This is a genomic window from Stenotrophomonas sp. GD04145, assembly GCF_029835135.1.
Lineage (GTDB): Bacteria > Pseudomonadota > Gammaproteobacteria > Xanthomonadales > Xanthomonadaceae > Stenotrophomonas > Stenotrophomonas maltophilia_P.
This window is the reverse complement of record NZ_JAODZG010000001.1, coordinates 101,702-127,317: the sequence shown is the minus strand read 5'-3', so window position 1 is coordinate 127,317 and position 25,616 is coordinate 101,702. Positions and strand designations below refer to the sequence as shown.

General features: G+C 61.4%; 21 protein-coding genes. 11 read left to right on the top strand and 10 right to left on the bottom strand.

From position 1 onward, the window contains the following. Positions 1-84 precede the first annotated feature (84 nt). Together N7367_RS00565 and N7367_RS00560 are read right to left on the bottom strand one after the other, a co-directional pair. Positions 85-690: a hypothetical protein gene (locus N7367_RS00565; RefSeq protein WP_033836002.1), complete on the bottom strand. Its 606-nt coding sequence runs from the start codon at positions 688-690 to the stop codon at positions 85-87. 151 nt (positions 691-841) lie between these two features. Further along, complete coding sequence (locus N7367_RS00560; RefSeq protein ID WP_049402764.1) at positions 842-1,816, bottom strand: DNA-binding protein; 975 nt, start codon at positions 1,814-1,816, stop codon at positions 842-844. Between the two features lie 104 nt (positions 1,817-1,920). On the opposite strand from N7367_RS00560, the gene N7367_RS00555 reads away from it, so the two are divergent. Together N7367_RS00555 and N7367_RS00550 are read left to right on the top strand one after the other, a co-directional pair. Beyond that, positions 1,921-2,997: a site-specific integrase gene (locus N7367_RS00555; RefSeq protein WP_049453654.1), complete on the top strand. Its 1,077-nt coding sequence runs from the start codon at positions 1,921-1,923 to the stop codon at positions 2,995-2,997. Between the two features lie 101 nt (positions 2,998-3,098). Next, a complete protein-coding gene (locus N7367_RS00550) occupies positions 3,099-5,063 on the top strand; it encodes an AAA family ATPase (protein WP_024956865.1) in 1,965 nt (654 codons plus the stop codon). A 168-nt stretch (positions 5,064-5,231) separates the two neighbouring features. Here the strand turns inward: N7367_RS00550 and N7367_RS00545 are convergent, their stop codons facing one another. Next, on the bottom strand, positions 5,232-5,933 hold the full coding sequence (locus N7367_RS00545; RefSeq protein WP_024956864.1) for an adenylate/guanylate cyclase domain-containing protein: 702 nt from the start codon (positions 5,931-5,933) through the stop codon (positions 5,232-5,234). 2 nt (positions 5,934-5,935) lie between these two features. Next, the gene (locus tag N7367_RS00540) at positions 5,936-6,856 is read right to left on the bottom strand and encodes a TIR domain-containing protein (RefSeq protein WP_088428977.1); all 921 of its coding nucleotides are present in this window, start codon (positions 6,854-6,856) and stop codon (positions 5,936-5,938) included. A 133-nt stretch (positions 6,857-6,989) separates the two neighbouring features. Here N7367_RS00540 and N7367_RS00535 point away from each other — a divergent pair, with 133 nt between their 5' ends. The 8 genes from N7367_RS00535 (at position 6,990) to N7367_RS00500 (ending at position 18,243) form a co-directional block, all read left to right on the top strand. After that, positions 6,990-8,522, top strand: a complete 1,533-nt coding sequence (locus N7367_RS00535; RefSeq protein ID WP_279941499.1) for an adenylate/guanylate cyclase domain-containing protein — start codon at positions 6,990-6,992, stop codon at positions 8,520-8,522. Between the two features lie 597 nt (positions 8,523-9,119). Then, positions 9,120-9,866, top strand: coding sequence for a Pycsar system effector family protein (locus N7367_RS00530; protein ID WP_128990601.1), 747 nt, complete (start codon positions 9,120-9,122; stop codon positions 9,864-9,866). A 916-nt stretch (positions 9,867-10,782) separates the two neighbouring features. Next, the gene (locus N7367_RS00525; RefSeq protein ID WP_126412177.1) at positions 10,783-11,022 is read left to right on the top strand and encodes a hypothetical protein; all 240 of its coding nucleotides are present in this window, start codon (positions 10,783-10,785) and stop codon (positions 11,020-11,022) included. A 720-nt stretch (positions 11,023-11,742) separates the two neighbouring features. Then, entirely contained in the window at positions 11,743-12,066 is a 324-nt protein-coding gene (locus N7367_RS00520) for a hypothetical protein (RefSeq protein ID WP_024956858.1), read from the top strand. Between the two features lie 375 nt (positions 12,067-12,441). Next, positions 12,442-13,158 carry a hypothetical protein gene (locus N7367_RS00515; RefSeq protein ID WP_141653547.1) on the top strand — a complete coding sequence of 239 codons (717 nt, stop codon included), beginning with the start codon at positions 12,442-12,444 and terminating at the stop codon, positions 13,156-13,158. Beyond that, a complete protein-coding gene (locus N7367_RS00510; protein ID WP_024956856.1) occupies positions 13,151-15,001 on the top strand; it encodes a hypothetical protein in 1,851 nt (616 codons plus the stop codon). The genes N7367_RS00515 and N7367_RS00510 overlap by 8 nt, the downstream gene beginning before the upstream one ends. Before the next feature lie 22 nt (positions 15,002-15,023). Then, positions 15,024-16,070, top strand: a complete 1,047-nt coding sequence (locus N7367_RS00505; protein WP_072167141.1) for an ATP-binding protein — start codon at positions 15,024-15,026, stop codon at positions 16,068-16,070. Between the two features lie 1,801 nt (positions 16,071-17,871). Beyond that, a complete protein-coding gene (locus N7367_RS00500; protein WP_345781883.1) occupies positions 17,872-18,243 on the top strand; it encodes a DUF3653 domain-containing protein in 372 nt (123 codons plus the stop codon). A 44-nt stretch (positions 18,244-18,287) separates the two neighbouring features. Here N7367_RS00500 and N7367_RS00495 read toward each other — a convergent pair whose 3' ends face one another. Next, on the bottom strand, positions 18,288-19,055 hold the full coding sequence (locus N7367_RS00495; protein ID WP_279941498.1) for a hypothetical protein: 768 nt from the start codon (positions 19,053-19,055) through the stop codon (positions 18,288-18,290). 177 nt (positions 19,056-19,232) lie between these two features. On the opposite strand from N7367_RS00495, the gene N7367_RS00490 reads away from it, so the two are divergent. Continuing rightward, entirely contained in the window at positions 19,233-19,709 is a 477-nt protein-coding gene (locus N7367_RS00490; protein ID WP_279941497.1) for a hypothetical protein, read from the top strand. A 344-nt stretch (positions 19,710-20,053) separates the two neighbouring features. Here the strand turns inward: N7367_RS00490 and N7367_RS00485 are convergent, their stop codons facing one another. Genes N7367_RS00485 through paoA form a run of 5 tightly spaced genes read right to left on the bottom strand, consistent with a single transcriptional unit; the run spans position 20,054 to position 25,521 of the window. Continuing rightward, a complete protein-coding gene (locus tag N7367_RS00485) occupies positions 20,054-20,677 on the bottom strand; it encodes a nucleotidyltransferase family protein (RefSeq protein WP_279941496.1) in 624 nt (207 codons plus the stop codon). Beyond that, positions 20,653-21,714: an XdhC/CoxI family protein gene (locus N7367_RS00480; RefSeq protein WP_279941495.1), complete on the bottom strand. Its 1,062-nt coding sequence runs from the start codon at positions 21,712-21,714 to the stop codon at positions 20,653-20,655. The genes N7367_RS00485 and N7367_RS00480 overlap by 25 nt, the downstream gene beginning before the upstream one ends. Before the next feature lie 8 nt (positions 21,715-21,722). Further along, entirely contained in the window at positions 21,723-23,927 is a 2,205-nt protein-coding gene (paoC, locus tag N7367_RS00475; RefSeq protein WP_279941494.1) for an aldehyde oxidoreductase molybdenum-binding subunit PaoC, read from the bottom strand. Then, complete coding sequence (locus N7367_RS00470; RefSeq protein ID WP_053515781.1) at positions 23,927-24,877, bottom strand: xanthine dehydrogenase family protein subunit M; 951 nt, start codon at positions 24,875-24,877, stop codon at positions 23,927-23,929. Before N7367_RS00470 ends, paoC begins: the two co-directional genes overlap by 1 nt. Continuing rightward, entirely contained in the window at positions 24,874-25,521 is a 648-nt protein-coding gene (gene paoA / locus N7367_RS00465) for an aldehyde dehydrogenase iron-sulfur subunit PaoA (protein WP_279941493.1), read from the bottom strand. Before paoA ends, N7367_RS00470 begins: the two co-directional genes overlap by 4 nt. Positions 25,522-25,616 lie beyond the last annotated feature (95 nt).

Genomic DNA, 25,616 nt, shown 5'->3' with positions numbered 1-25,616 from the left:
TGCCGGATAGCCCTCGGCAGTGGATTACTAGAGAGAGGTTTGTGACTATTACCGCGTAGTTGTAACGAACAGCATTTGCATGGGCTATTCATTAGGCAGCACGATTGTGTCGTAGTTGAAGTCTCGAGGCCGCTGACCGGTTGCCTTGATTGCTTCTTCGACGGCTCTATCGAGCATGAGCAGGTACTTTTTAACGATCTCGCTCCCCCGCCCCTTTTTCATCTCTTCTTTTCTCAGAAAGAGTTCCTGGATCTCCTTAAGTGCACTCACAGCCGTTGCTGATTGCTGCAGCGCAATCGCCAAGGATCGGTTCGGCACGTCAACATAGTTGACTGAATCGAAAGCCTTATGAAGCTGGGTCAGATGCGCCAAGATCAGCCGGGGGCCGCCGAATCCTCCCTCGAACTGCGCCAGCATCAGTGTCGCTGGAAATCGCGCATAGGAAATCAGCTCTATGAGGGACTGTGTGACCTCCCGTCTCCTGACTCTGGCGTGCCAAAGGGGGATCAGTCCCGCGGCGATGATGGCTGCGATGCTGCCGATCGCTTGCACCCACGCCGGCCAGTCAAGCGCTAACGTGGCGGATTTGGGACTCGGCTTGCTCATGAGTGCCCAAGTCAAGACGGCTCCTGCGGCAAAGGTCATCACAGCGACCACCGCCCAATCTCTGTCAGTTCTTCCCTGCTTCATGGCGTTCCTCCTCCGGCGTGCTGGTTTCTACCGTTCGTACGGGGCCTGTCGCGCCGTGCTCTCGGGCGCGGTCGAGGATGAACTTTGGGGGGGGGGGCGTGTACGTCCTCCAAGTCTTTCGGGGAAAGAAGCCTTGATCGAATGGATGGCCTCAAGTCTTAGATTTCCTGCTATTGGGTTCTTGTGTCGGCTCGCCCACTCTTCTGGGCGCGGTGCGGCGTGGCTTGCTTTGCCTGCTTGGCGTTGCCGTGTTCGCTCTCCCTTGTCGGAGTGCCTCGGTAACTTGCCGAGTGGTTTCCTTCAGTGACGTCAGCTGCGCCTCCAAGCCATCAGCCCGCGCGTTCACGCCTTCCAGTCGGCGCAATGCCTGTTGCTCGCGGTTGGCAGCAGCAATGGCTTGTTGCTCGCTCTCTCGCAATGAGGTGGCCAAGGCCATGCGCTCCCGCCCCCACTCCTGCTCGGCTGACCGCAACGCCTGGCGATGCCGGTCAACCTCCGTATGGGCACGATCCTCCACTGCCCTGACGTGCGCCTGGAGCGCCCTCCTCTCTTCTTCGTGAGCGGCCGCGGCCTCGCCCAGACTGCGGCGTACGGCATCCAGTTCCTGCTCGAGTCGCTCCGCCCGTCCATAGGCTCCATCGCGTTGGCGCAGCAGGTCTTGTACTTGTGCCGTCATCTGGGAGACCTGTGCCGCCAACTGCTCCGCGGTGGTGGCGGCGGCCTGAGTCTGGACCTGAGCCTCCCTTTCGCGCTTCTGGCTGGCCTCAATCGCCAGCGTCAGGGCCACCCGGTCCTCCTCCAGCAGGCGCTCGCGTTCCTCCAGTGCGTGCCTGGTCGACTCCAGCTGGGTCTGAGCGAGCTCGCCGGCATCCTGCAGCGCGGCCTGCCACAAACGCTGGCTCAGGTGAGCTACCCGCTCTGGGATGCCTGGAACCGCCGCCTCAATGGCGCGCTGGCGCAGGCGAAAGCCTACGGTCTGCCACCAGGTCTCCAGCCAACGCGTGACGGTGTTGGGCGAGCCGGTGCCCAAGTGGGCTCGGATTCGCTCGACGGTGGGACGTTCGCCGGCGGCGATGATGTCGTCCGCTGCCTGGTGCACATCCAGTTCGCTGATGCCCTTGGCCATTGGGTGTCCTTCTGCGGAACGGTGAGAATTGGCAGGCCATGTCTGATAAGGCATATTTATCAGATGTAGCTCAACCTAATCATAGTGCACAATACATAGTACATATGAATAATATCACTGCTGCGTCAGGGGAACTCGTTTCGGGGCTGGTTCCGGAGCGGCTGGCCACTTCCGCCGCAGAAGCGGTGCGAGACATCCTGCAGGAGGCCGAAGCGCCTAACACCATTCGCAGCTACGCCGGCGCCCTGCGCTATTGGGCGGGCTGGTTCGAAGGGCGCTATGGCAGGCCCATCGCCCTACCCGTCCCCCCGGCGGCAGTGGTTCAGTTCATCGTGGATCACATGGGGCGCTCAGGCGATTTGGGGCTTCGTTGGGATCTGCCTGCAGACTTGGATAGTGCCTTGGTGCATGCGGGCCTGAAGAAGAAGCCTGGGCCGCTGGCGTTCTCCAGCCTGGTCCACCGGGTGGCGGTCTTGTCGGCGGCCCACAAGCAGGCCCGCCAAGACAACCCTTGCGAGGATCGCGCCGTGAGGACCCTACTGTCCAAGGGGCGCAGGGCTTCTCACAAACGAGGCGAGCGCCCGGCCAAGAAGACCGCGCTGTCAGCCGCAGATCTGCGCGCAATGGCGGCCACCTGCGACACCTCGCTCAAGGGGAAGCGCGATCGCGCCCTGCTCTACTTTGCCTTTGCTAGCGGCGGGCGCCGCCGCAGCGAAGTCGCCGAGGCGACGGTGAATCACCTCACCCGACTGCCCGAAGGCGGCTACACCTATCGCTTGGATCACGGAAAAACCTTGCAGTCCGGGCCAGTGGTTGGCAGCAGCCCCGACAAGCCCATCCTGGGAGAGGCAGCCACCGCACTGCAGGACTGGCTGGACGTGGCCGAGATTACCGACGGCCCCCTGTTCCGGCGCGTCTGGCCACGGTCATTGGGCGGCGCGCTCAGCGGCAAGGCGGTCGCCGCCATCGTTAAGGACCGGGCGCGGTTGGCCGGTCTGGACGGGGACTTTGCCGGCCACAGCCTGCGCTCGGGCTTTGTTACCGAAGGTGCGCGGCGTGGGGTGGCCCTGCCGGCGCTGATGGCGATGACCGATCACCGCTCCGTGGCCAGCGTGATCGGATATTTCCAGCAGGGCGGCGTCGGCAGCAACCCCGCCGCGCGCCTGATGGATGAGGACTGAGCCTCCGGCCCGAGCGGCCAGCAGTGCGCGTTGAATGTGCCCCGCTCGGGCCCTATCCTGCACAAGACGCGCACCATCCACGGCAGGAATCAGGGGGCAGCATGAAGCTAGTCAAGGCACGGATCCGAAACTTCCGTTCTGCAGAGGATTCCGGAACGTTCGATGTCGGAGAGCTGACCTGCTTGGTCGGTAAGAACGAGGCGGGCAAGACTGCAATTCTGACGGCGTTGTTTGGTACCCGTCCCATCGCCGACCAGTTTGCTTACGACACGGTGCGCGATTACCCCCGCCGCTTCCTCACGCGGTATGAGGAACGCCACGACGACGAACCCGCACCGGTTGCCACCCTGACCTGGGAGCTCAGCCACGAAGACCAAAAGGCGGTCGCCGACGTCCTGGGTGCCGGCGCGTTAAGTAGTACGACCGTTGACGTAACGACAGATTACAGTGGCCACAGCACTTGGAGCATTCACGTCGATCCCAACGTGGTGCGCGCGTTTCTGCTCGACCAGCACGGTGTGGCAGGCGAAGAGCGGGAGAAGTTTTCCAAGATATTGCTGGATCGACTCGTGGTCGAGATAGATGCGCACCCCGAGCCGTCTGACCAATTGCAGGCGGTCAAGCGGTCCATCAGCGGCTTCCGCAAGGGGAAACCAGTGCTGGCGGCCATCGATATCCTGCAGAAAAGGATGCCGGCGTTCTTCTATACCTCTCACTTTGATCGCATGTCCGGGGAGATATCGCTGGACAAGCTGTCTCGTGACACCCAAAGCGGCGCGACGATCTCCCCGGGTGACCAGATTTTCCTCGACTTCCTCGAGTACGCCGGGACGTCGGTCAGCGAATTGCAGTCCAGCACACGCCTGGAAGAGCTCAACGCACGTTGCCAAGCCGCCTCCAATGAAATTACCGATGAGATCTTCGAGTTTTGGAGTCAGAACGACGCGCTCAGTGTAGAGATAGCGCTTGCCCAAGGCCTCTCCGAGGATCCCGCCCCCTTCAATAGCGGGACTGTTGCCAAAATCCGCATTCGGAATGACAACCACAAGGTTTCGGTGCCCCTGTCTGAGCGCAGCGCCGGATTCGTCTGGTTCTTCTCCTTCCTGTCGCAGTTCAAGCAGATGCGAAAGAGGAACCCCGGTGCGATCATCCTTCTGGATGAGCCTGGATTGACGCTACATGGAAAGGCGCAAGCTGATCTGCTCCGCTACATCATTGAGCGTCTACTCCCCGACCACCAGGTCATCTACAGCACCCACTCGCCCTTTATGGTGCCGGCCGATCGTCTTGCGGACGTTCGCGTCGTCGAGGACGTTGTCACCTACGACCAGCGTCGCCGCCCCACCGTTAAGGGCACACAGGTCTCCGCGGACGTCCTGAGCGTCGATCAGGACACGCTGTTCCCCCTTCAGGCCCATCTCGGTTACGAGGTTACCCAAAGCCTGTTTGTGGGAGCGCATACCCTGTTGGTCGAAGGACCTTCGGATGTGCTCTATCTTCAGGCGGCATCGCACGCGCTCAAGCAACGCAAGCGCCAAGGCTTGGACAGCCGGTGGGTGATCTGCCCCACAGGCGGCATAGACAAAGTGCAATCGTTCGCCTCGCTCTTCTCTGGCAAGGGCATCCACATGGTCGCCTTGTGTGACTACGGCAATGGCGATAAAGGCAAGGTGCAGCGGCTGAGGGAGTCTCAGATCATGAAGACTTCCGGCGTCTTGGTAGCCACGGATTTCACCGGAAAGGCGGAGAGCGACATTGAGGACTTCTTCGCACCCGCCGTCTTCGCCGACATCCTCAACGGTGCCTACGGTCTGAAGGGAAAAGGGCAAATTTCCGCCCGGCAGTTCAGCCAAGACGGTGCCCTGACGCGCCAGGTCAAACAGGCCGAAGCACTGTTTAATGTCATGGGGGCTTCCGTTCCGCCCCTGGATCATTTCACTCCCGCCAACTGGCTCATCCAGAATCAGCACGTGCTGGCCGCGGAAACTACGGCCATCAATGAAACGCTGGAGCGCTTTGAGAAGGCCTTCGCTGAGATCAATGCGGCGCTAGGGGCCGGTGCGTAGATGAACCTCTGCCAGAGCTCCGCAATGGCAGCGGGTTCCTCTCCCGGCGCGCACTCATCGGAGGGCAGGACTCGGCTGCCTGACTCCCGCGCCATGAAATCGGCCTCTAACAGTGCGCCCTTTCCCTGCCATGCTGGCCCTGCGAATGCCGGGTCCGCAGAGGGCGCTTTAGACGCGCCAAGCCCAGTCTGATCCGTGAATGCGGCGACCACCCTGCCGGTTCCAGCGGAACGCCTCCCACATCAGAGTCGGCGGCGTTCCACCGTACTTCAACTCATCAGCCAACCGGATGAACACCTCATCGGTAATCCAGGTTGACGGGGCAAGGTCCAGGTCCGTGAGCTTGGCCGCATGATTGGCCGCGCGTCCAACCCAGACGATGTCGTTGCCGCCTCGAATACCCGTGCGAGCAGCTCGGATTGGGCTGCTGTCGATTCCGACGACATGCCTCACGGTACCTGTCCAGTCGGGGTACTGCTGTTTCAACGCTGGCATGACGATCATCTTGACCGCATAGTTGATTTTCAACCCGGCCTTAGCCGCCGGCGTGGCTTGCCGGTCACCCACCCAGATGCCCATGACACGATCTCCGTCGTAGGAGGTGATCTTGCCGCCCTCTTTCCTGATGATCGTCGCTGCACAGTGCAGGAACGCTTTGTAGATCTCTGCACTCAACTGCCAGGCTTCGGTGTCGACCATATTCGTTGAGCCGTTCAGGTCCGCGTACAAAACAGTGGCACGATCAAACTCCACTGCGTCATTGCCCAATCGCAGATCTTCTGGATCGGGTACAACTTGACCTCTCCGTGTAGACCATCGGGTTTGTGCTATCGCCTGCACGGCGGCCGTCATCTCTTCCAGCAGTGCCACCGTCAGTCCCTCGGCCCAGCTTCGAGAATGCGGGAGCGAATTTGTTCGCATGCCGGTGCAATCAAAGCCCGGGCGTCCGGGCCAGGGGTGTATCGGTAGGGGACGGTCGTGAGCCCCGTGAGATCACTGGGAAGCTTCAGCTTGTCTTCGCGCGGCTCCATCAAGAAGGCGCGCCGACGCCCCAGGAATCCAATGAACATACCCAGTTCAAAGACGACGTTGTCGCGCATGACAGGCCACTCGTCACCGCGGCTGATGACCATGTCATCCGCGTGGGCCACGGCAATGGCAAAGTCTGCCTGTTCCAGCTGGCGCTCGAGCTCGTCAAGTGTGTAGTTGGCGGCGCGGAACACCCCGTGGTCCCATACCACCGTCAGGAACGGGTCGTGCTCGAAGTGCTGTACCAGCAACCGCGTGACAGGGAGCGCCTCCACCGACGACATCACAAAGACCCGGACCTGTCCGCGAGGTTGGGTAATCATGTGATTGCGCTCTTTTAGACGGCGCGAAAGGGTCGCGGCCAGCCGCCGCCAGATGACGGGGTGTGAATCCGCAATCCTGCTGAAATCGATTTCCGGCACCTTTAGCACTACGGTCGGCTCGCGTGCAGTAACAGTTGCCGCCCGCAGTTGCGCCGGTTCGATGGCTGCCATTTCGCCGACGTGGTCCCCAGCCCTTCGGGTATTAACCACTTTGCCGTTGACCAGCACGTCCACGGAGCCGGAGACAATGAAGAAAACGTCGGTCTCTGGGGCGCCCTGAGTGATAAAGGCCTGCCCTGTCCCCACGTCGAGCAATTCCCCGGCCTGTGCCAGCTGGGCTGCGGCCGCGTCCAAGCCGGCCAGCAGGCGGAACTCAGCCAAGGCGGCGATCAGTCGCCTGCCATCATCCGCCGCGAGGCGCTCGACGATCCCAGTCCCCATACTGCCCCCTTGAAAGTGTGAACTGGGTCCCAATATACGCCCAAAGGAGCTGGAATGAATCCGGCTGCCAGCCACGCCGTAGGCGACGCGACCCGCCCGGCCTGGCCTCCTCTTGGGCGCAGGGAGTAGCACGATGGGACACAGCTGGAAAAAAGATCGCACCAAGAAGCGCATTGCCACCCGTTACGCCGAAGTCCGCGACGTGGACATCCGCGATTACAAGCGGGAAACCTCGCTGGTGGATATTCCAGTCAATCGCGCCTATCGCGTCCAAGGGGCGCATGTCTACATCGACATCGTCAATCTGGCGGACATGCTTAGCTGCACTGACATCGAAGGCGAAACCTGCCACAAGCGGGCCCTTCGATTCCTGAATCAGCACTACCGCGCCGTCCATCGCATCCTCGTTGAAAGTGATGCCATCCGTGTGGACTTTCACAACCAGCGGCTGCATGCGGTTGTGACCAAGCCGTACGGCGATGCCAACGAACGCGCCCGGATCGAGCGCGCGGTTGCGATCGCCCAGCTCGCCATCGATGTGCTGGCTGAAACGGGCGACTCGGACGCGCACATCCCCAATGCCCAGGTTCGTGTCGGCATTGACAGCGGGATGGCGTTGGCCGTCAACAATGGTCGTCGCGCCAGCCGAGAACCTCTTTTCTTAGGCTCCCCAGCCAATCAGGCGGCCAAGTGTGCCGGGCATGGAGGGGCTGAAGGCATCTACCTGACGCACGGCGCACGTGCCGTGCTTGAACTGCCTACCTTGACCGGCAACAAGGACCGCACCACTTCGCTGACCGATGCTCAGATTTCCGCATGCGTCGAGGCCGCTGCACTCGGCATTTCCAAGTCGCGCATCATCGAACTCTGGAAAGATGAACAGGCCGAGCTCCCTATCGGCGAATTCAAGTTCAGTCGACCGACGCCTCCGCTTTCTGATCTGGACTTCTCCCTGCTCAGCGCGGCGAACTCAAGGCGATTTGATGGCGTTTCGATCTATGCCGACATTGACGGATTCACCGACTTCGTGGACAAGCACTTAGAGGAGGATCCCGAACATCTGGTTCGAACACTGCACGTATTGCGCTCTGAGCTGGATGCGGTCGTACACGAGGATTTTGGAGGGCGTCGTGTCCGTATTATTGGCGACTGCCTTCATGGGGTGCTGCTGGAGGGCACGTCACAGACGACAGATGCGCAGGACACGGTCAGCACCGCTGCCCAGTGCGCGGGTGCATTGCGCAGCAGTTTCTCCACTGCCCTAGAGCAACTGAGCGCCGAAGGCGCGGAAGTGGCAGAGCTGGGATTGGCCATTGGCTTCGAACTTGGCCCCCTTGCCATTTCCCGCCTGGGCATGAAGGGGAGCCTTCTGCGGTGTGCCACGGGGCGAGCGGTGTTGGAATCTGAAGCCCAACAACGACTCTGCGACGGTGTGGAGACGGCCATTGGTGAAAATGCCTACAAGGCCGCCAGCGCCGCGATACGGACCGTCTTTACCGACAAGCGAAAGGCGGCGAACCTAGACTATGCCGCAGCGGTGGAGGAACTCGCCGCATCCGGGGACCGCGTGGCGAAGGCAACACTGGAGGCACACTACGCTGAAGTGGCACCCGCAGTGGCTCCTGCGCTCGCGCAGCCGATCCGTCCTCATGTGGCCGCGACGTGACGCCAAGGCCTTTGGAGCTGCTGCAGCGCGTGGCACCGGACTACGGTGCCACGTTGATCGTAGACCCTGTCGGGGGGCTGGTTGGGATCACAGTGGTTCGGGCCGGCGGAGCCGAGTACGCATTTAGATTGCTCGTCTCCGTTGCAGGCGAGCACGTCTCAGTGCGCGAGATCGCCGACCCCGGCATGCTGCCGGGGTTCTGTCCCGATCGGCATATCAACGGTGACCGTAGCTTCTGCCTCGGCTGGGGAGAAGACAATCCGAGCCGGATCCAAGACGAAGCAGCAGCGAGGCATTGGTGGGCCACGGTCTACCAGTACCTGACCTACCAGATCGGCGCGAACGCCCGCCGGGTCTTTCCTGGAGCGGAGAACGGCCGCGCGCACGGTCGTGCTGCGCAGCATCAGGCCAATGCTGAGCAGGCAGCCGAACGACTGGGTCCGGCATTCAAGGCAGATGTGCTCGCGGGGCAGTTCATGGTCCGCAAGGATTCGCGCCCTCAGAAGCGGAGGCTCGAGCTCTGGCACGGCAAACTACTCCTTGCTCGGGTGTCGACGCGCACTGAAACCTTGGTCGGGAGACCCCCAGTCTGCCCATGTGGCCGCGATCCTGACGGTGCGATCACTGCATGTGGCGACCACGCTGCGGCCCTGGTCACTTTCATCTTGGAACAGCACCGATGTGCGCTGGCCGACACAGCTTTCCTTGAGGATTGTGCGGCTGCAGGAGCGCGCTGCTGCGGAACGCTGGACATCTGCGGTCTTCGATCTGCCATCAAACGAACACAAACCGTATCCCTCAAGACAGAGAACTCACCCCGTGCAAGAACCTCAAAATTCTGGCGGCCACCCGCCAAATCAAAGCGACCGCGTTAGTGCCGCTTGGCAGCAGCTGAATTTGGTCTTGGGCTTCTTCTCCCGTGTAGACACAAAACTCTCGGTCGGCCTGGGTATCAACCTGGGCATGCTTGCCATGATCGCGACGCGGCTGCCGAAACTTGATGAACTAACGGCCCTGATCTCGGTTGTGGGCGTTTTGTTCCTTACACCGCTTACTGTTAGCTTCTGGCACCTGTGGTACGGATATTTTCCGGAACTGCGAGGCGGGTCAAATTCGCTCATCTTCTTTGAACGGGTGTCGAGCATGGCCGAGCACGAGTTCTTGCAGAAGTGCGCGGAGCGTACGCTGATGGAGTTCGAGGAAGACCTCCTGGGTCAATGTTGGCGCAATTCCAAGATTCTCTCGTCAAAATTCAGCTGTTTGAAGTACGCGTACATTGCCACTGTTCTGGCAATCGCCCCATGGATGGCACTCATCGTTGTGCTGCCTCCGCCGGCAAAGTGACACACAAGTGGCTTCTGCTCATCCAGTTGTTGAGCCGGAGCCCCGGGCAGCGCTGACAGGGCCGGGCCTTCCGGCCCAAGTCGGCCCAAGGTGAGAAACGGTGCTGGCCATTGCCGGAGTTTGGCCATCGGCTATCACACGCACGTCGCAGTTAGCTCCCTTTCGGAAGGGGATGCCAGCCTAGACGTGCAGCAAACTCACGACGATAGACGGTGTCAATCTGGGGCGGGGCTCGCCGGACGTACTCTTCTGCGAGCGTCGCAGTTTGCCCTGAGAGGCTTGCGAGGTAGGCAACTGCTTCTTCCACTGATGGGACGCGTTGATTTTCCCCGTTGAACTTCGGTGGCAGCGCCGTCCATAGCACAGTGGTAATCCCGCGAGCAGCGGCCCAGTCAGCGAGCCCAGGAATACTCGCCGGTGCTGGACAGCCATGTGTCCAGACCCCCAAGTGTCGCTCCATGTTCTTTGAGGGAATGGCTTCCCGCTCACGCAAGGCTCGCTTGGCGTCGCCCTCGTCGTCGGTACCAGCCTCAACCCAGAAGGAGGTGACAGCAGACGCGGCCGCATGCATGACCAACGTAAGCCGTCCATTGCCGGATTGCCTTAAAAACTCTACGCAAACCGTTGGCCCGTCTGCCAGCCACTGTCCACGAACCGGTAGACCGTCGGGTTGCCATACCAGCGACCCCCAACCAAGATAGGCAATCATCTTGAGCCTCTACTCGACTGCGACAGCCGTGCCGCCCACCACAAGCGGCTCATTTCGTAATCGGTCGAGCCTTTAGTCTCTGCGCTCACCATCCTGGGTGCCTCCTCGTCTCAACAAGACTCTGTATTGATAGCGCTACCGCGCCATCTGCCGCGATGTTGCGCTGCAGGGTCCGACGCCGGGCGAGAAGAAGCGCGAAGACGGAGCATGCTGCTGATTGCGGACTACCCGCAAGAGCGGGTGACGCATGCCTGGGAGATAGTCGAACCCGCTGTCTTCAAGCTCAAGTACGAGGCGGGAGAGAACCTCATGCTGCAGGAGCAAGCGGCGTCGCGACGATGCAATCCGAACACCCCGGCACCCTGTGAAAGGAAGCACGAAATGGCTGAAGTACCAGAACAGCTCTTCGGCAATAAGCTGGATGGGACTATCCTGCCCCACCAGTAGCAGGCAATCGTGCAGTGCACGCCCCAAGGCAAAGCAGTCATGCCGTCTGCCCTGCTCATGGGCGACCCTCAACATCACCACTAGTGCCGCCAGGCTATCCAGAGTGCCCAGCCCGCACAAGCCCTCGGTGATCTCTCGTAACCGACGGTCTCGGCGGACAAACATGCCGGCTCGCAAGCTCGCTCCGCTGAACACTTCCAGTTGCACAGGTGCACTGAGCGACATGAGTATTGATTCTCCACAACCGCCAAGTGCCTCGTGGACATTCAGAGCGGCCCAGACCGGTGAACATAGAACCATGCGGGAGCCGGGATAGCGCGCCTCGGCTGCTGCCTGCGTCGCCTGGGACGGGACGTGTTCCGCATGGGCATATTTCACCCACACATTGGAGTGGCAGCCGGGACGCTCCGGGGATATCGACTGTCCGAGCGCGTATGCGCTGGATAGGCCCATTCGGCTTCGCAAGCATTCAAACCACAATCCGACACTGAGTGATCGCAGGCAGTACGGCACGGCTCGGTTGGCGGGAAGTATGCTCGTGCTTGCACGCATGCGGGCAAGTCGCGCCTCGCCGTAAAAGGGTATCTCTTTGAGCGCCATGGCCGTGCCCCTCCCCATTCACCTTTGATGGGTAACGAAACGCGAGTTTGTTACTCCTTCCACCATCCGTATTAGAGGGGCAGAATCAGGAGGACACAAGCGACGGGGTGTGACCACGCCATGACGGAGCGGACCAACGAATCAATCCTGGCCCCGGAACGCCGTGAGATCGAAAGAGAATTGACCTTTCATTTCGGGCCTCTCATCGGCTATGAAAACTTGCCGCGAGCTCTTGGCTATCGCTCCAGCCACGCGCTCCGCCAAGCAGAGGCACGCGGAACCTTGCCCGTGAAGATATTCAAAGTGCCCGGCCGCCGCGGCAAATTTGCCTTTGCGATGGACATCGCCGACTGGATGGTTGGGCTGAGGGCCGCAATCAGTCCGCCGGCAGTATCTGGCACCCCGCAAGATGAAGCGGCTGCTCTGAAGCCCAACCAGGAATGACGCCCCACAACCCAAACTCAAGGGGCCGGGCTTGTAGCGTTTCAAGAACAGACTCAAGACGTCCCCGAAGATGCGCTCGCCGAGCGCCGAGGAGAGTACCAAGAGCCGGAAACTAACATCTCCGAACCCTGGAAATGACTTGCCCCCGTTGGCGCGGGGGCAAGTGACATCTGTTGGAGCAGATGGTGGTGAAACTCAGCCTGTACCCTGAGGCTCACCCTTTTCCTTGACAAAGTCAAGCGACTTCCCGTTCGCGCGGAGGGGTGCGCCCATTTCCTCCCCATCTCATATGGCGGAGGCGAACCTGAATGGGCACCTTGTTCCAATCTCGAGACCGGGCAGACGTTCGCAAGCCGACGGCTGAGGAGCAGGATGATGACCGCAGGAAAAAGCGCGACCGCCAAACCGACGGACGAAGACCGCCGTGAGGGGCATCTGCCCCATTCCCCTCTCGAGCTAGCACGCGGCAAGCGCGACCGCCGCGAAATCTTTGTATTTCAGTCCCCGAAGAATGGGCGGACCGTAACGGTGGCCGACCTGGTCAACTTTTGCCAGGCGCTGATGCTCGAATTTGACCCCCAGGTGGAGATGTATGTTGAGAGGCCGCGTCGAATCACGGTAGGCGAGAAGCGCAACCTTGAGTTGAGCTTCTGGGTCGGGCGGAGGGATGGCACCCAGCACTACCAGTTTGTAATCCCTACAAAACGGGTGGCTTCACTGAGCGTTGGCTTAGTCAAGCTTCCCGCAGATGACGAGCTCATCCACATGGCCTTGAATCAAGGGCTCGTATTGCGACTTGTCCACGAAAACTCTCTGGCATCTCGCGCCAGCGAGGTCGCTGTTGCCTACGAACTACTTCCGCTTGTCTGGGCCAATGCAAAGATCGCGGGGGCCAGGCAGTTGGAAGTGAGGATTGAGGACATGCTCCAGAACGTTGAGCGCCTCACCATGAGCGCATTACAACTGCAGACGGGCCAGGCCCGGTTCGCAGTGGCTTGCGCAGTGGCAAGCCTCGTCTACACCGGCCGCGTACAACTCGTGGACTATCGCCCAGGGGATCCGGATGCCCTCGTGGAGGTGCGTCATGGCTAGGTACGAAATCTATGATCAGGCGACACTCGACGAGTGGTACTCCCCACATCCGGTTGATATTGCACCAGATCATCTCTCCAAGTTCCGCGTGGCCAAGGAAGCACTCACCGCCTTGCTTCTGGGCCGTTCCACCATCACCGCTATATCCCGGAGATATGGAATCTGCCACAAACGCCTGAAGCGCATGGCAATGAAAGCGCCCACGATAGCCCACGATGGCATGCCGCACGGATTTCGCGTATGCATTCCATGGGGCAGTTACTCGACTGAGCTTTCCTTCGAACCCGCGGAATTGCCGCTGGTTCCAGGAAGATTTGCGTGGCACAAAGTCTCCGAAGCTGTGCCAAGTGTTAAAGCCTTGATCGATGGCTTTGCAACCCATCTGCCGCCGGGCCGCCCTCCAAGCGCGTTCGTAAAATTGCACCAACGAGTCCTTGCGGAGCTGAAGCAGCACAACCTGGAGGACAAATTCCCCCTGAACGATCCTGGCAAGGGGAAGCGCTCGCTGCTTGCTTTGCTCAAGCGGCGGCAGTCGGCAGTAGCCGACGTGGACCTTTATGAACCTCAATCGGCATCGAACGCTCCTGTCGCTTTGGAGCAAGCAGTACGGATGGGCCTGTTCGCCAGAACGGAGTTTGACGCGCACCAAATCGATGTTGAATGCAAGATCTCCATCGATATGCCCAATGGCGCGCGTGTTACGCGCAAAGTGTCACGGCTATGGCTTCTCATCGAAATAGAGACTGAATCCAGGGCGGTAACGGGATGGCTTCTCTGTGTCGGCCAGAGCTATGACAATCTTGATGTAGCGCTCTGCTTGTCCAAGTCAATGGAACCCTGGGCTCCCAGGGACCTGACGATCCCGGACCTCTTCTACGCACCTGGCGCTGGAATGCCCGTCTATCAGGCAGCAACGCCGATAGTCACGCGCTCGGCCGCTGTCGCACTGGACAACTTCCTTGCGCACTCGGCCCATGCACTCGAAGCAGCATTCTGCAGGGCTCGGGGAGGTGTGATGATCTTCGGAAAGTCGCACACACCGCGCTCACGACCCATTGTAGAGCAATTCTTCTCGCGCTTGGAACGTGGTGCGCTGCGTAAGATCCCCGGCGGTTTTGAGCCCGCCAAACGGCTGGGGGAAAACAAGATCAGGATCAGCAACTTCTCTCCGGATGCCCATCCCATCCAGATGCACCTTCTCGAGGAGCTCCTGGACGTCATCATAGCCAACTACAACGCGACGCCTCACTCCGCACTCGGACAGATGACGCCGCTAGCGTATCTCACGAATCGCAAAGAGTCAGCGTTTGCGTTTGCGCCGGAAACCTGTGGCCTGGATGCTGCAGATATGGCTTCGACAATCGTAAGCCTGCCCGTAAAAGGCAACAAGGATAATGGGGAGTTGCCCCATGTCACCTACTTGTATGCGGACTACCGATCCCCTTCCCTTAACGATAAATGGGGACTGATTGGCACCAGGATTCTTGCGCGCGTGAATAGGCGCGATCTTCGTTCAATCGTGCTACTTCAAAGTGCCACCGTGCCATTCGGAGTGGCTACCGCGCGAGCGCCTTGGTCGCGCGCGCCGCATGACGAGAGGACGCGAAGGATCATCTGTCGTTGGTCCAAACAGCGCAGTGATTTCTCAATCGCTGGCGTGGAGTGTGCAATTGAAGCCTTCATAGCGCATCTTCGATCTACTGCAGACACGTCCCAACCCGCAGTCGACCAACTTGCGCGCTTGCAGCAGTTGCACTTCGGCCGTCTGCCCGACATTCGGTCCCAGCCAGCTCACATCCCGGTAAGAGTCCCCCGGGGAGGCAAGGTGAATCTTGATGACTAGATCGGACCTTGCGGAGGCCATCATGGCCGTCCGTCGCCTTGACCCCGACCATCCACTTTTCATTGAGTCTGGCTACCGTATCAACACGAAGCCTGTCGAACGCATGGCGGATTTCGTTCTGTACAACATTCAGCAGGGTCATCATGGGTGCTCTCTTTATTCAGAGAGCGGGGTTGGCAAATCCACGGCGCAAGACTATCTAGTCGAAACCGACTGGCGCTGGCTCGTGGAGGACGGACGCCGCGCAGGTGTGGCCAGGGCAATCGTCGCAACCTCAGATGCATGCAGGAGCCCGCTGAGCTTCTGGCACGCGCTTTCACATCAACTGGGAATGCCGCGCTGGTCATCGGCCAGGCCTCACGAGCTGAGGGCACGAATACACAATCACATGCGCGCCGCGTGTGGGCACGCCGACGTACGCAGGTACGTATTGTTCATCGACAGTGCTCAACGGCTCACCAATCTTGAGTTTCAGTGCTTAGAAGATCTTGATAACTTGATGAGCAAGGACAGGCTTACTCTCTTTTTGGTCTTTGTGTACCAAAGTGACCAGCAGGGCATCGAGCTTGGCGACATGTGGCAGCACCATCCGTCACATGTTGTTCGCCGGTGGTTTCTGGACTCAGCCCCATTTCTTCCTCTTGCGGCGCGAGATGAGGTCAGGCATGCCCTGTCGCGCTACGACGGCGCAGCATGGTGGCCGACAGAGGACATGCCATTTTCTAGATACTTCGCCACCGACGCATTTGATCGCGGATGGCGGCTGGAATCTGAAACGGAGATGATTTGCGATGCTGTGTCCGCCCTCCGGAGGGAGGTGGGACTTCCCGAACATAGTGGCTGGCCGATGTGCTCCTTCACATCGACCGTGCGGAATCTGCTAACGAACGCTTGGTTTCAGCAGAGTTTCGAACGCTTCACTCCATCTGACGTCCGTGCTGCGCTTGTGCATGTCGGGTACCTGCGAACCGAGTTCATTCGCATGCGCGAGAAGATGTCCGACAAGGCAATCGCCATCATTGAGAAGATACAGAATACGGCAAACCAGGTAGGGGGAAGCAATGAATAGCTCTCGCGCCGTAAATCCTTCTACGCCTCGGATTGTCGGCGCAGAGCATGAGTTCTATCCATACATATCGGGCTACGGCGTGCTGCAGCGGATCGTTGCACTGGGCATGCCAACAAGTGAGCAACTCATGATCATGGGGGTGAGGCGTAAGACTGGGCGCTCCATGCTCCGCCCTTTGCTTCTGCCGGGCCGGGTGCAGGATACTTTTGCGTCAGCCATCGAAGTCCGTGACGTCACAACGAAGAATCTATGGAATCCGGCCGCGTGGCTTCCAGTTCAATCACTTCGACTTCTCGCGGGTAGTGAGCTTCCATATATGCGGTGCCCCGCATGCGCACTTCACGGCTACCATTGTTCACTATTTCTCCTTCCTTCCATCTCTGCGTGCCCTTGGCATGGCGAGAAGCTCATCAGCCACTGCGAGGCATGCGGAAGGACGCTGGGCACCAGTTTTGACCACTCCGGTGGTCTCGGGACTTGTACTTGTGGATTTCAGCCAATCGACGCCCACACAGCGCTACTGGACGTCAGGCAATTTCCCGCTCGTGAAGTGTCGCAGTGGGTGGATGACTACCTTCATTGGGCATCACGCCAGCGGGCAGGCCGAGTGATTCACTTCCCCAGTGATGCGCAAAGCTGGCCTTCAGCTCTGGCGCGCCTGATTGATAGAACGACTCCTATGCCGCCCGTCCACCAGGACGATGGCAATGCTCACGTAAGGTATGAGGCTTTCCAGCCATCCGCTGACGATCCGGAGCCAGGGGCGTTCTGGGGCTGGGCAATGATTGGCGGCAACTCGGGCCTCATGTGCGCTCCGCTCCCATTGATGGCCTACGATGCTTTGACGCGGGCCACTGCAGCGGCATGCGCCAGGGTCGGACTTGAAGGCCTATCTGTCCTGAGCTTCCGCTCAACGCACTACGACACCCAAGGGCCCACTGAGGTAGAGCGGCACGAGTCGTTCCTAGCTCCCTATGGTGTTTCTGCCAGCGGCGCGACTTGGCTCAATCTCTCGGTTGTCGACCCGATGGTAACGTTAGCGTGCGGCACAGCGCTGGAGCTGGCCGCTGCGGCCTTTGGTATCGCGAACGACAAGCCGGATAGGTCCCCTTCCGTAATCGTCGCTTCGGTATTGGACAGCATTAAGGGAAGATCCGCCTTGGTCGACGCGCTTGTGTGGGTTCTGGCAACCGCTTATGAGGAAGGCTTGGCGTTGACGCTTGCAAGGGTGTTCAAGCTGAATCCGAAGGATGTACTGCCTTCAGGTGGGTATCCGGTCATCGAGCTTCAGGGTTCCGCCCGTTCCTTGAGAGAAGTCCGGGTCGCCTGGGTGACACCTCGAAAAACAGCTAGAATCCAGTAGAAATCCTAAGGCAGGCAGTTCTTAGCAATTTTTGCCATCATTGGGGCAACGGCACTGTCTCGTGCCGGACTGCGAACGGCAGTAGCCTTCATGCGAGTACGCAACACAAGGGGAGGCTTTGCCGCCGCGTGGGCTAATTGGCAATTCTAATGAACCCCCGGCAGTCGTGGGCGTGTTTTATGGGCTTCCGGAACTGTTGGGCGTTATTTATGTACTTCTGGAAATGCCGGGCGTCTTTGGTGAACTTCCGGGAATATCGGGCATCTTTGGTGAACTTCCGGGAATATCGGGCATCTTTGGTGGACTTCCGGAAATATCGGGCATCTTTGGTGGACGGAAGCTGCCAGGAAGAGGCTAAGCTCACCCCATCCATATCTTCTAAAATCAATGCGTTAGAGGCCGGGCGTTTTCGGTGCGGCAGACAGATGAGCTTGCAGCATGATCGAGATGGATCCGCACGACAGAATTGACCTGACCGGCCCTTGGGCCGGTTTCGGCTTCCAAGGTGGGCACATGTTCACCCCGGAGGGTCACCAGCTTGAACCGTGCGACATGACCTGGTGGTCCCTGACCTGCAACATTGCGCGGGAATGGCGACGAATGATGGCCGAGGCCCGAGCCGAGATAGCTACTTCATCGGTCCCAAGCCGAAATGCGCCCTCCACGACGAAATCCAGCGTGATCAACCTTGCCGAGGCGCTCAGAATTCGCCGGGAAAGGCGGTTGGGCGTGTGCGGCCCCGGTTCCGACGCCGAAACTTCCAATGTGGTCTACCTGAGCCGTGGGCCAAGGCCGCGTCAGCGCGTGTGAGGCGCTCCCGTAGGGGCGCCGCGCCTACGGGAAAAGGCTATGGCTTATTTGACTGATTGCTCGTTTGCCTCCACCTTTGGGAGCTCGAAGTTCAGGAATTTTTCGCCAGGGAATCGCAGCTCCAAGGCCGCCCGAAGCCCATCTTTCGCCGCGATCAAGGATGCCAGGGTGGCATCTACATCCTTAAGGATGTACTCGGTAAGGGTAATGAGCCCGTCAATAATTCGGGGGCCGACCTCGACGCGCAGATCATTCAACGTGAGGTCTTTTCTCTCATGGAGCTTCTTTGCCTCGGCAATTGGCTGATACTCATCAAGATGTAGCTTTGATCGTCGGTCGATGGCCTGCATGAGAGTGTGAAAGCGGCGCTCCTCAAGCCACAGATCAAACACGGCTTCTTGCTCCTCCTTCGTAACCATGAAGCTTAAATCGGTTACTTCGAAATGCTCCCTGCTCACATCCTCCGAAATTGTAGCGCTCATGCTGATTGCAGCGCCGAGCCCCAAATGGCGAACCGGGTCCACAACCTTTGTTCTGTAGTTACCTACAATGTTCACCATCCGCAAGATTCGCTGGAGTCCAGCATTTGCCTTCGCGATTTGAACTTCCCGGAGCTCCTTCGCTTTCTCTCGCTGCTGGAACTGGAATGCGAAGCGTGCACCGAAGAATGCTGCAGCCAGAGTCGCGACTGCGGAAAGGTAGTCAGTTTTAAGAAGGGCCAAGATGATCCGCCCGATGATTGCTTGTGCTTCATGAAACAGGTTGAACGCGCCGCAAGCAGTTGTAGCTTCAATGAGTCCCCCAATCGTCATCCCTGCCTCCACCTTTTTCTGCGGATTCTATCCGATGGTGTCCAGGCCCGAGCGTGCCTGTCAGCGCGCAGGCTGAAGGTGCCTCGGCACCCTGGGGCTCGCCCTACCTAATTGAGCGCTTCCACAAAGGTTGCCTTCGCTTTGATTAGAATGCTCGCAGGACGATTAGGGGGACGTATGGAACGCGAACGACCGGAATACCTGCCGCCTATCCAGCGCAGCCGCTGGAACTTCCCGTGGCTGATCACCGGCTTTCTCACGATGTTGAGCCTTGGCGCGCTTGGCGTCCTCATGCTTGGCCGCACCAACGGTGCATGGAACGAGCGATTTCTTGGCGCTGGCCAGCCTGCGGAATCGCAGCGTACGGAACTGCCGGTGCGGGCCGAAGCTGAAACGCGCCCCACGGCTGCGGACCTTGCGGAAATCAGGGCGCGGCGCCAGCAAGCTGAGGCCACAGTCAGTCGCCAAAGTGACGGGATGCGCTGCATCAACGGGATGATGTTCCGCCGAATCAACGGTGGCTGGGAGAACCTCCCCGGTTCCCGTTGCGGCGACCAGCCATCGACCAACGTGCAGTGCTTCGCAGGCAGGCCCTATAGGCAAATGGCGGCAGACGGCGGCTGGGTGTTTTCGCCGCGCGACCGCTGCCCGTGATGCGTCACGTTAATCAGAAGCTTGGCGGGTAGGGTTTGGATTCCGGGGACGTGCCCATGGGGCGCTCACCTACGCGCACGATGGCGCCTCCACTACTTGCCGCCATGACCGCGCCCGTGCCGCCGCCGCTTCCACTCGCTGCGCTCGCAGAATCAGCGGCGGCACGGTCACTGTCCAGGCGGTACAGCATTGGCTCTTCTTCGCGCCGGGGCGCTTCCCTCGGCCACGCCGTTGCAACCGTCTCAAGCGAACCTGCCGTGAGGCGAACTCCGTAGACGGCAACCCTGGGCCGGTAGCCCATCGCAATACACCTTTCGCGGACGCCCGGCAGGTGAGCGTGCAACTCACTCAGTATCGATCCAGCCCGCATCGCGCGCACGCGCAAGATCTTCTGGCGTGTCGATATCGAGGCCCAGTTCCGGTGTCTGTAGGACATGCACCATATCGGCAGGAAGTTGCTGCAGGCGCGCTCCGAAGCCGCGGTCACCGGCTGCACCCACAGGGGTGAACCAGGCGCGCGGCACTACCGCGGGAACGCCAAGCGCACTCCCGTGACGGGTGCCAGCGCACCCTGACGTCGTGGCGCGGGCACCCGAAAGCAGCGCCTGCAGATGGGAACGCTCGATTGCGGGCTGGTCGCATGCCACGACCATCACCGCGCTCACCGTCGGCAGCAGGTGTGCGCCGGCAACCTGCAGACTGCTCGCCAGGCCGCGTTCCCAGTGGTGGTTGGTTACCGGGGTGGCATCCAGCCCGGCAATGCTGGATGTCACTGCCTGTGCGTTCGCGCCTACTACGACCAGCACCTGCGCTGGCGCGAGCTCCAGCGCCAATCGGACCACGCGATGTACCAGGGTCTCGCCCTGCCGGGTTAGAAGCTGCTTGGGCTGGCCAAGTCGGGTGCTCCCGCCGGCAGCAAGCACGACGACCGCATGCGGGTCGGTCACCTGCCGTGCGCGCTTCGCCATTGCTGCAGCTGCGCGGCGATGCTGAGCGAAATCGCCTCTGGCCCTCGGCCGCCGATTTTCAGGCCAACCGGTGATCGAAGTCTCGGGGACAGGCGGTGGCGCTGATCCGGAGTCAGCAGTTTGAATAAGTCCTCGCGCCTTCGCTGCGGACCCAGCAGTCCAATGAACGCGACTTTGGTATCAGCCAGGGCCACCAGCGCCTCCCGGTCAAGTTCGAAATCGTGATGCATCACCAGTACCGCGTCGCACGGGTCGCCATGGAGGGCCTCGGCCGGGCTGGTCTGCACCTGTGCATCCGCGCCCTGCCCCGCTGAGGCCCAGCGCGCTCGCCGTTCGGCCACGCTGATCCGCCACCCCAGGCCACGCAGCAACGGAACCAGGAAGGGCGTTTCAGGACCGCCCCCCAGGATCAGGGCCCGCGGAAGCCGGGGCAGCGTCAAACACCACGCCCCCTCACCAAAGGGCTGCATACCGTCCATCGGATGCAGCTGCCACGTCCGCTCGCGATGGCCCGCGCGGAAAACAATCTGCCCCGATGCGCGAAGCTCGCGCTGTAGTGGCACACCCTCGCGCAGCCATGCCTCGATGACAACGTCGATGCCGGCCATGGCACGCAATGGCAGAAGTGCAATCCGCAGCCGACCACGGCAGCCAAGCGCGGACCCACTCAGCAGGTCCTCGTCACTGCGCGTGTCGATCTCGATCCAATCGACCTGCCCTGCCGCGCTTACTTGCTCTGCGCGTCGCGCGAGCTCGGGCTCCAGGCATCCGCCGCTCAGCCAGCCGACCTGGCTGCCGTTGCAGAACAGCACCATATCGCCGGCACCGGCGTAGGTGGAGCCATCGGTTTCCAGTACCAGCGCCAGCACGGCGTGATCCCCCGCGCGCGCGCGCGTCAAGGCCGTCTCGAGCACGCTCCGCGGGCTTCCTTCGGTGAGGAAGCCCGGTGCTGCGGACAATTGCCCGGCAGCATCCCTGAGCCCTCCTCCGCCTATCGCGGAGGCCTCCAGAGTGGCCGAGGCCTCGGATCGGTCCATGCGCAACGTCAGCCTACGTCGGGCAAGCCGGGCAACAGCTTGTCCAGGGTGATGGGATAGCTGCGTACGCGCACACCGGTTGCGTTGTAGACCGCATTGGCGATCGCGGCGCCGACCCCACAGATGCCCAGTTCACCCACGCCCTTGGCCTTCATCGGCGAGATCACCGGGTCCAGCGTATCGAGGAAGACCACTTCCTGGTACGGAATATCGGCGTGCACGGGAACCTCGTAGCCGGCCAGGTCGTGGTTGATGAACAAGCCAAGCCGCTTGTCGACCACCAGTTCCTCCATGAGGGTCGCACCCGCGCCCATCACCATCCCGCCGATGACCTGGCTGCGTGCGGACAGCGGATTGAGGATCCGGCCGCCATCGCATACGGCAAGCATGCGGCGAATGCGCGTCTCTCCAGTGTAGGCATGCACGGCGACCTCGCAGAAATGCCCTGCGTAGGTGCCGACGTCGTAGCCTTGTTTGAAGTCGCCGAAGGCAATGCCGTCCTCCGCCGACAGTGTCCCCGCCTCCGCCAGCTTGATGGTCCGCCCATCCGCCTGGATGCGGCCATCGGCGAAGTTTGCGGTGTCGCCGTTGAAGCCCATTTTCTCGCCCACCTTGCGGCGCAGGCTGACGCACGCCGCGTACACGCCTGCGGTGGAGCTTGCCGCGCCCCACTGGCCGCCGGAACCGGCGGAGGCGGGATGACGAGAGTCGCCGAGGGTCACCTGGACCCGGTCCAGCGGCACGCCCATGGTCTCGGCTGCCGTCTGCGCGATGATCGTGTAGGAGCCCGTGCCGATGTCGGTCATGTCGGTTTCCACAATCACGCCGCCTTGGCCGTCGAGCCGCACCCGCGCCGCCGACTTCATCGTCGGTGCGCCGCGATACCCCGCGGACACGCCCATGCCGACCAGCCAGTGCCCTTCCCTTACCTGCGCCGGCCTGGCATTGCGCTTGTTCCAGTTGAAGCGCTTGGCGCCTTCGCGCAGGCAGCGCACCAGGTTGCGGTCGGAGAACTTCTTGGACGGGTCGCCGGGTACGACCTCCGGCTCGTTGAGGATGCGGAACGCGATGGGGTCGAGGCCCAGCTTCTCGGCCATCTCGTCCATCGCCACTTCCAGCGCCATGTGGCCTGGCGCTTCGCCCGGCGCGCGCATTGCATTGCCTTCGGGCATGTCGAGCGTGGCGATGTAGTTGGCCACCAGGCGGTTGGCGCCCGCATAGAGCTTGGGCGTCTGCAGGGTGCCGTTCTCGCCGTCCTCGCCGTTGATGTTGCCCGACCAGTTCTCATGGGCGATGGCGGAGATCCTGCCGTCTTTCGCGCAACCGATCCGGACGCGTTGAATGGTTGCGTGCCGGTGGGTGGTGTTGTTGGCCATCAAAGGCCGTTGCAGCGCGATCTTCACCGGTCGCCCGACCTGCTTGGCCGCCAACGCGGCCAGCACCGCGTCGGCACGGATGAACAGCTTGCCGCCGAAGCCGCCGCCGATATAGGGCGAGTCCACGCGCACCTTGGCAGGATCGATGCCGAGGATCGCCGCCATGCCCTGCTTGGCCCAGTCGATCATCTGGTTCGCCGTCCAGAGCGTGAGCGTGTCGCCCTCCCAGGCGGCGATGGTGGCGTGCGGCTCCATCATCGAATGACTTTCGTCGGAGGTGTGGTAGGTCTCGTCGAGTTTGACCGCGGCGCTCGCGTAGGCGGTGTCGAAATCGCCCAGCGCCTGCCGGTCGGGCTTGCCATCGCGCCCCTTTGCCAGCGGCGCGGACGGCGCCAGTGCGGGAAAATCGAAGCGGCCCTTGCCGCGCTCATAGCGGGTGCGGATCAATGCCGCGGCGGCGCGGGCCTGCTCGAAGGTCTCTGCCACCACGCAGGCGATGGCCTGGTGATAGTGGGCCACGTCGGGGCCGCCGAACAGCGGTGCATTGTTCCAGTTCGATTTGCCGACCGGCTTGGTCTCCGGTGCGGTGATGACCGCCAGCACGCCCGGGGCGGCGCGTGCGCGGGAGGCATCCATCGAAATGATGCGCCCCTTGCCGATGCCCGCGCCGACGATATAGCCGTAGGCCTGGTTCGGTGCCACGTCATGGCGCTCATACGCATAGGGGGCGGTGCCGGTGGTCTTGCGTGGGCCGTCGATGCGCGGCGTCGACTTGCCGACGACCTTCGCCTTGTCGAACAGGTTGTCACCGGCGGGGGTGTTGAATTCAAGGGGCATCAGTGCTCTCCTTCCACCAGCACGGCTGCGAGGGTGCGCTCGGCGAGAGCGATCTTGAACGCGTTCTCCCGCGTCGGACGGGCGCCGGCGAACACCTGCCGGGCCGCGGCCTTTACGCCGTCGCGCAGCAGGGGTTCGGCTGCCTCGATGCGCCACGGCTTCGGCGCAACTCCACCGAAGGCGAACCGCGCCGAGCCGTCTTGCTGCACGACCGCGGCGACCGACACCAGTGCGAACGCATAGGACGCGCGGTCACGTACCTTGTGGTAAACGTGCCGACCGCCCAGGGGTTCCGGCAGCGTGACGTGCGTGATCAGCTCACCGCGCTGCAGCACGTTGTCCTGCTGCGGCCTGTCGCCGGGGGAACGATGGAAATCGGCGATCGGGATGCTGCGCGTACTACCGTCACCCCTGACGGTCTGGATCGAGGCGTCCAGCACCCGCAGGGCCACCGCCATGTCGCCTGGATAGGTCGCGATGCAGCTGTCCGAGGTGCCGATCACGCCCATCTGCCGGGAGAACCCTTCGAGCGCGCCGCAGCCTGATCCGGGCAGGCGCTTGTTGCAGGGCAGATGGGGGTCGTAGAAATACGGGCAGCGCGTGCGCTGCAGCAGATTTCCGCCGGTGGTGGCTTTGTTGCGCAGCTGCCCGGAGGCGCCTGCCACGATCGCGCGGGTCAACACCGCGTAGTCGCGGCGCACGCGCTCATGCGAGGCCAGTGCAGTATTGGTGACCAGCGTGCCGATGCGCAGGCCGCCCTCGTCGGTGGGTTCGATCCTGTCCAGGCCGATGTCCTGCACGTCGACCAGGTGCGTTGGCGTCTCGACCTCCAGCTTCATCAGGTCGAGCAGGTTGGTCCCTCCGGCCAGGAACTTCGCGCCCTCGGTACCGGCCACGGCTTTGGCGGCCTCGGCTGGGGATTTCGCGCGTTCGTAACTGAAGGCCCTCATGAGCGCCTCCCTGCAGAGGTCACGCCAACGACCTCTTGCATTGCCTCGGCAATGTTGGAATAGGCGCCGCATCGGCAGAGGTTGCCACTCATGCGTTCGCGCATTTCCATGCTGGTGGCCTGGGGCAGTGCGCTGACGTCCGCCTGCACATGGCTGGGGACACCCCGCGTGATCTCGTCCAGTACCGCTACCGCCGAACAGATCTGCCCCGGCGTGCAATACCCGCACTGGTAACCGTCATGCTTGATGAAGGCGGCCTGCATCGGATGCAGGTCATCGGGGGTTCCGAGGCCTTCGATGGTGGTGATGGCATCGCCCTGGTGCTGCACCGCTAGGCTGAGGCAGGCATTGATGCGCTCACCGTTGACCAGCACGGTACAGGCACCGCATTGACCGTGGTCGCAGCCCTTTTTGGTCCCGGTCAGCTCCAGATGTTCGCGCAGGGCATCGAGCAGCGTGGTCCGCGTGTCGAGCTCAAGCTCCCGGCGCGCGCCGTTGACGGTCAAGGCCACCGTGCTGATGACCGGCGGCCTGGGCGGCGGGGATGCCGCCAGTTCGGCGGCGAGCGATGACGCCCCCGGTGCGGCGGACATCGCCACGGTCGTGGCGCCGCCGGCGATCACCTGGCGACGCGTCAACTTCATTCCTTCATCCCAACTTGGCACAGTGACCTCCTGGCGTTCGGGGAAACCCCGTGGCTGGATGGACGCGCTCACACTACTCAAAGGGCACTATGCCC

Coding starts and splice junctions, on each gene's coding strand:
- N7367_RS00515 (WP_141653547.1), top strand. CDS start 12,442: ATGACCGCAGGAAAAAGCGCGACCGCCAAACCGACGGACGAAGACCGC.
- N7367_RS00520 (WP_024956858.1), top strand. CDS start 11,743: ATGACGGAGCGGACCAACGAATCAATCCTGGCCCCGGAACGCCGTGAG.
- N7367_RS00525 (WP_126412177.1), top strand. CDS start 10,783: ATGCTGCTGATTGCGGACTACCCGCAAGAGCGGGTGACGCATGCCTGG.
- N7367_RS00550 (WP_024956865.1), top strand. CDS start 3,099: ATGAAGCTAGTCAAGGCACGGATCCGAAACTTCCGTTCTGCAGAGGAT.
- N7367_RS00500 (WP_345781883.1), top strand. CDS start 17,872: ATGATCGAGATGGATCCGCACGACAGAATTGACCTGACCGGCCCTTGG.
- paoA (WP_279941493.1), bottom strand. CDS start 25,521: ATGAAGTTGACGCGTCGCCAGGTGATCGCCGGCGGCGCCACGACCGTG.
- N7367_RS00495 (WP_279941498.1), bottom strand. CDS start 19,055: ATGACGATTGGGGGACTCATTGAAGCTACAACTGCTTGCGGCGCGTTC.
- N7367_RS00490 (WP_279941497.1), top strand. CDS start 19,233: ATGGAACGCGAACGACCGGAATACCTGCCGCCTATCCAGCGCAGCCGC.
- paoC (WP_279941494.1), bottom strand. CDS start 23,927: ATGCCCCTTGAATTCAACACCCCCGCCGGTGACAACCTGTTCGACAAG.
- N7367_RS00480 (WP_279941495.1), bottom strand. CDS start 21,714: ATGGACCGATCCGAGGCCTCGGCCACTCTGGAGGCCTCCGCGATAGGC.
- N7367_RS00485 (WP_279941496.1), bottom strand. CDS start 20,677: ATGGCGAAGCGCGCACGGCAGGTGACCGACCCGCATGCGGTCGTCGTG.
- N7367_RS00505 (WP_072167141.1), top strand. CDS start 15,024: ATGGCCGTCCGTCGCCTTGACCCCGACCATCCACTTTTCATTGAGTCT.
- N7367_RS00535 (WP_279941499.1), top strand. CDS start 6,990: ATGGGACACAGCTGGAAAAAAGATCGCACCAAGAAGCGCATTGCCACC.
- N7367_RS00510 (WP_024956856.1), top strand. CDS start 13,151: ATGGCTAGGTACGAAATCTATGATCAGGCGACACTCGACGAGTGGTAC.
- N7367_RS00470 (WP_053515781.1), bottom strand. CDS start 24,877: ATGAGGGCCTTCAGTTACGAACGCGCGAAATCCCCAGCCGAGGCCGCC.
- N7367_RS00555 (WP_049453654.1), top strand. CDS start 1,921: ATGAATAATATCACTGCTGCGTCAGGGGAACTCGTTTCGGGGCTGGTT.
- N7367_RS00560 (WP_049402764.1), bottom strand. CDS start 1,816: ATGGCCAAGGGCATCAGCGAACTGGATGTGCACCAGGCAGCGGACGAC.
- N7367_RS00540 (WP_088428977.1), bottom strand. CDS start 6,856: ATGGGGACTGGGATCGTCGAGCGCCTCGCGGCGGATGATGGCAGGCGA.
- N7367_RS00565 (WP_033836002.1), bottom strand. CDS start 690: ATGAAGCAGGGAAGAACTGACAGAGATTGGGCGGTGGTCGCTGTGATG.